The organism is Actinomadura bangladeshensis (assembly GCF_004348335.1).
In the GTDB taxonomy this organism is placed as follows: Bacteria; Actinomycetota; Actinomycetes; order Streptosporangiales; family Streptosporangiaceae; genus Spirillospora; species Spirillospora bangladeshensis.
The window spans coordinates 1-4002 of sequence record NZ_SMJW01000431.1 but is presented as its reverse complement, the minus strand read 5'-3'; the positions used below and the strand labels follow the sequence as shown (position 1 = coordinate 4002).

The following is a 4002-nucleotide window of genomic DNA, read 5'->3' as shown; positions in this document are numbered from 1 at the left end:
GGGTGGTGGTGACGACGTCGTCGTGGGGGGTGGCGTCGAGGAGGGCGTGCAGGGCGCGGCGCGCGGTCGTGGCCTGCGGGCCGGTGCCGAGGTGCGCGAGGGAGAGCGCGAGGGCGGCGATCTCGGCCGCGCTGAGCGGGGCCGGCGCGGTGGGCGCGGTCTGGGGGTGCGTCGCAACGTTCGCCATGGTTCGATCATACGTTCGAACACTGACATTTCCCACCCTTCGGGCGCGGCCGGATCGCGTCGCGTGACGCACGGCGGGGCCGCCGGGCGGGGAAGATCGACCAGCGGTTGAGAAGGCGCCCGTGCATGCGGAAAACTGAGGCTCCAAAACGTGCTCTATTCGGGGGAATCGGGGGCGAACATGGGTCAACCGCGGACCGGCGTTGAGTGACGCGCGCGTGACCGGTCCCCCGATGAGCCGCGAGGAGGCCGACCGGGCGCTGGCACGGCTCCGCGACGAGAAGGAGCGCATCGCCGGCGCGCTGCTCGAACTGGAGGCCCACCAGGGGTACCAGCTGCTGGAGGGCGCGGCGCTGACCGGCGAGACGCTGCGCGTGCAGTCGGGCGTCCGGTCCCGCATGGCCTCCCTGTGGACGCTCTTCGACCTGTACGGGCGTGCGGTCGACGCCGCCGGCGACCTGCGGGCCCGCCATCCGAGGCCGGGGCAGGCGCAGCTCGCCGAGCTGGGCCGGCTGCTCGCTGGGCCGTCGGTGGAGCTGCCGGTCCGGGAGGTCCCGCTGGAGCGGCGGACGCTGCTGGCCGTCCCGTCCGGCGAGCGGCTGACGCTGCGCGCGGCGGTCGACCGGATGACCCCGCTGTACGAGGAGGTCGCGCGGTCGGTCGCGGCGCTCGACGCGGTCTGGTCGACGCTGCTGTCCCGGCTCGCCGAGGTCGAGGCGGAGCGGCGGGCCGCCGAGGAGCTGCTGGCGTCCCTGGGCGGGACCGACCCGGAACTCGACCGGCTGCGCGCCGAGCTGGAGTCGGTCGCGGCGGTCGTCCGCCGCGACCCGCTCGCGCTGGCGCGGGACGGCCGCGCCGACACCGCGCGGCTCGACGCGGTCCGCACCGGCCTCGCCGGGGTGCGCCGCGCGCTGGCGGAGGCGGAGCGGCTGCGCGACGGGTACGCCGACCGGATCCACGCGATCGCCGGGGTCGTGGAGCTGCTGCGCGAGACCGAGGCGGAGGCCCGCGCCGTCCGGGACGAGGTGCTCGCCAAGATCGCCTCCCCGGCGCTGCCCGACCTCCCCGACATGGCGGCGGGCCTCGCCGACCGGCTCGCCGCGCTCGGCGGCACGGCGCGCGGCGGCTGGCACGAGCTGGCCGAGCGGGTCGCCGGCCTCGAGCGCGCGGCCGCCGCGGCGCTGGAGCGGGCACGCGAGACCGCGGGCGTGGTCCGCGGCCTGCTGGACCGCCGCGAGGAGCTGCGCGGCCGGCTGGAGGCCTACCGGGTGAAGGCCGCGCGGCTCGGGCACGCCGAGGACGCCGAGCTGGCCCGGATGTACGAGCAGGCCCGCGAGCTCCTGTGGACCTCGCCCTGCGATCTGCGGAAGGCGACCGTGTCGCTGTCGGGATACCAGCGGGCCATCATGGCGCGGGCGGAGGGAGCGGAACGATGAGTCGGTGCACCGAGCCGGGCTGCGGCGGAACCGTCGACGGCGGCTACTGCGTCGTATGCGGCGTGGCGGCCTCTCCCGCAACCCCGGCGCCGCCGGCATCGCCCGGCGGCTGCGCGCGGCCGGGGTGCGGCGGGACGATCTCGGACGGCTACTGCGACGTCTGCGGCAACCCGCCGGACGCCGCCGCGCCGAGCGTGCCGGCCCCGCGCCCCGCCGCCGAGGCGCCCGCCGACGCGTGCGCCCAGGCGGGCTGCACCGGGACGATCATGGACGGCTACTGCGACGTGTGCGGCTCGCCGCCCGCCCGGACGTCCCGGGTCGCGACGACGTCCACGGGCGGCACGTCGGGCGGCACCCGCACCGGCAGCACTCGGACGGGCAGCACCCGGACGGGGAGCACCCGGACCGGGTCGTCGCGCTCGTCCGGCCGCCGCGGCATGCTCGGCGCCGGGCTGGTCGAGGTGCCGCGCGTCCCCTACCGGGACCCCTCGAGCGCGGTGATGAGCGATCCGCAGGTCGCGGAGGCCAAGCGGTACTGCAGCAGCTGCGGCAACCCCGTCGGCCGGGGGCGCGGCGACCGGCCCGGCCTGACCGAGGGCTTCTGCCCGAAGTGCGGCGCCCGGTTCTCCTTCACCCCGAAGCTCGCCCCCGGCGACCTCGTCGGCGGTCAGTACGGCGTGCTCGGCTGCCTCGCGCACGGCGGCCTCGGCTGGATCTACCTCGCCAAGGACCGCAACGTCAGCGACCGCTGGGTGGTGCTGAAGGGCCTGCTGGACAGCGGCGACGCCGACGCGATGGCCGCGGCGGCCGCCGAGCGCGCCTACCTCGCCGAGGTCGAGCACCCCAACATCGTCAAGATCTACAACTTCGTCCAGCACGACGGCGACGGCTACATCGTCATGGAGTACGTCGGCGGCGAGTCGGTGAAGGACATCCTGCTGCGCCAGCCGCAGCCGCCGGGCGAGCGCCACCTGCCGCTCGCGCAGGCCATCGCCTACGGCCTGGAGGCGCTGCGGGCGTTCGAGTACCTGCACGCGCAGGGCCTGCTGTACTGCGACTTCAAGCCGGACAACGTGATCCAGTCCGAGGAGCAGCTGCGGCTGATCGACCTCGGCGGGGTCCGCCGGCTGGACGACCCGGACGGCGCCATCTGGGGCACGGTCGGCTACCAGGCGCCCGAGATCGCCGACGACGGCCCGTCCGTCTCCTCCGACCTGTACACGGTCGGCCGCGCGCTGGCCGTGCTGAGCTTCCCGTTCCGGGGCTACACCAGGACGTACGTCCACTCGCTGCCGCCGCGCGAGGACGTCCCGGTGTTCCAGCGGTTCGAGTCGTTCCACCGGTTCCTGCTGCGCGCGACGCACGCCGACCCGGCCGAGCGGTTCCAGGACGCGGCCGAGATGGCCGAGCAGCTCACCGGCGTGCTGCGGGAGGTGCTCGCCGCCGAGGACGGCGACCCGCGGCCCGCCCCGTCCGGGCTGTTCGGGCCGGAGCGGTTCACGACCCGGATGGCGGGCGGGGCGGCGGACGGGCAGGCGCTGCCGCCCGTCCCGCCGGAGGTGGCCGCGGCGGCGCTGCCGGTGCCGCTGGTGGACGGGACCGACCCGGCCGCCGCGTTCGTGTCCGGGCTGGCGGCGCTGGAGCCCGCCCAGGTCGCGGAGGCGGCGGCGAACGCGCCGGCGCGCACCCCCGAGGTCCGGCTGGCGCTCGCCCGCGTCAAGATCGAGCTGGGCGCGGCGGAGGAGGCCGGCGCGCTGCTCGACGAGCTGGACGCCGAACGCCCCGGCGACTGGCGGGTCGGCTGGTACCGCGCGGTCGGGCTGCTCACCCGCGGCCGGACGGCCGAGGCCGGGCCGCTGTTCGACCGGATGTACGGGCTGCTGCCCGGCGAGGCGGCGCCCAAGCTGGCCCTCGCCTACTGCCGGGAGCGGACGGCGCCGGCCGACGCGGTCCGCCTCTACGAGACGGTGTGGCGCACCGACCAGGGCTACCTCAACGCCGCGTTCGGCCTGGCCCGCGTGCATCTCGCGGCGGGCGACCGGGCCGCGGCGGTCGCCGCGCTCGACTCGGTGCCGAGGATCTCCATCCGGTACGTGCCCGCGCAGGTCGCGGCGGTGGCGACGGCGGTGCGCGGCCGCCCGCCCGCCGAGCTGTCGGCGGCCGAACTGGTCGCCGCCGGAGACCGGCTCGCCGCCCTCGACCTGGACGCCGAGCGCCGCGACCGGCTCGCCGCCGAGGTGCTGGAGGCCGCGCTCGACTGGCTGCTCGCCGGGCCCGGCGGGGCCGGCCGCTCCCAGGCCCGCTCCCAGGGCGGGTCGCAGGGCGGGTCGCAGGGCGGGTCGCAGGGCGGGTCGCTGCTCGGCGCCCCGCTCACCGAGAC

2 protein-coding genes and 1 pseudogene are annotated in these 4002 nt (G+C 77.0%); 2 read left to right on the top strand and 1 reads right to left on the bottom strand.

Annotated features, from left to right (window positions below):
* A pseudogene (locus E1284_RS39255) lies at nucleotides 1-187 on the bottom strand (WYL domain-containing protein); the annotation flags it as partial.
* 217 nt (nucleotides 188-404) lie between these two features.
* Between E1284_RS39255 and E1284_RS39250 the strand changes: the two are divergent.
* Together E1284_RS39250 and E1284_RS39245 are read left to right on the top strand one after the other, a co-directional pair.
* Nucleotides 405-1622, top strand: coding sequence for a coiled-coil domain-containing protein (locus E1284_RS39250; protein ID WP_243715016.1), 1218 nt, complete (start codon nucleotides 405-407; stop codon nucleotides 1620-1622).
* A partial coding sequence (locus tag E1284_RS39245) for a serine/threonine-protein kinase (RefSeq protein WP_131945206.1) occupies nucleotides 1619-4002 on the top strand: 2384 nt, incomplete at its 3' end. The genes E1284_RS39250 and E1284_RS39245, both read left to right, overlap by 4 nt.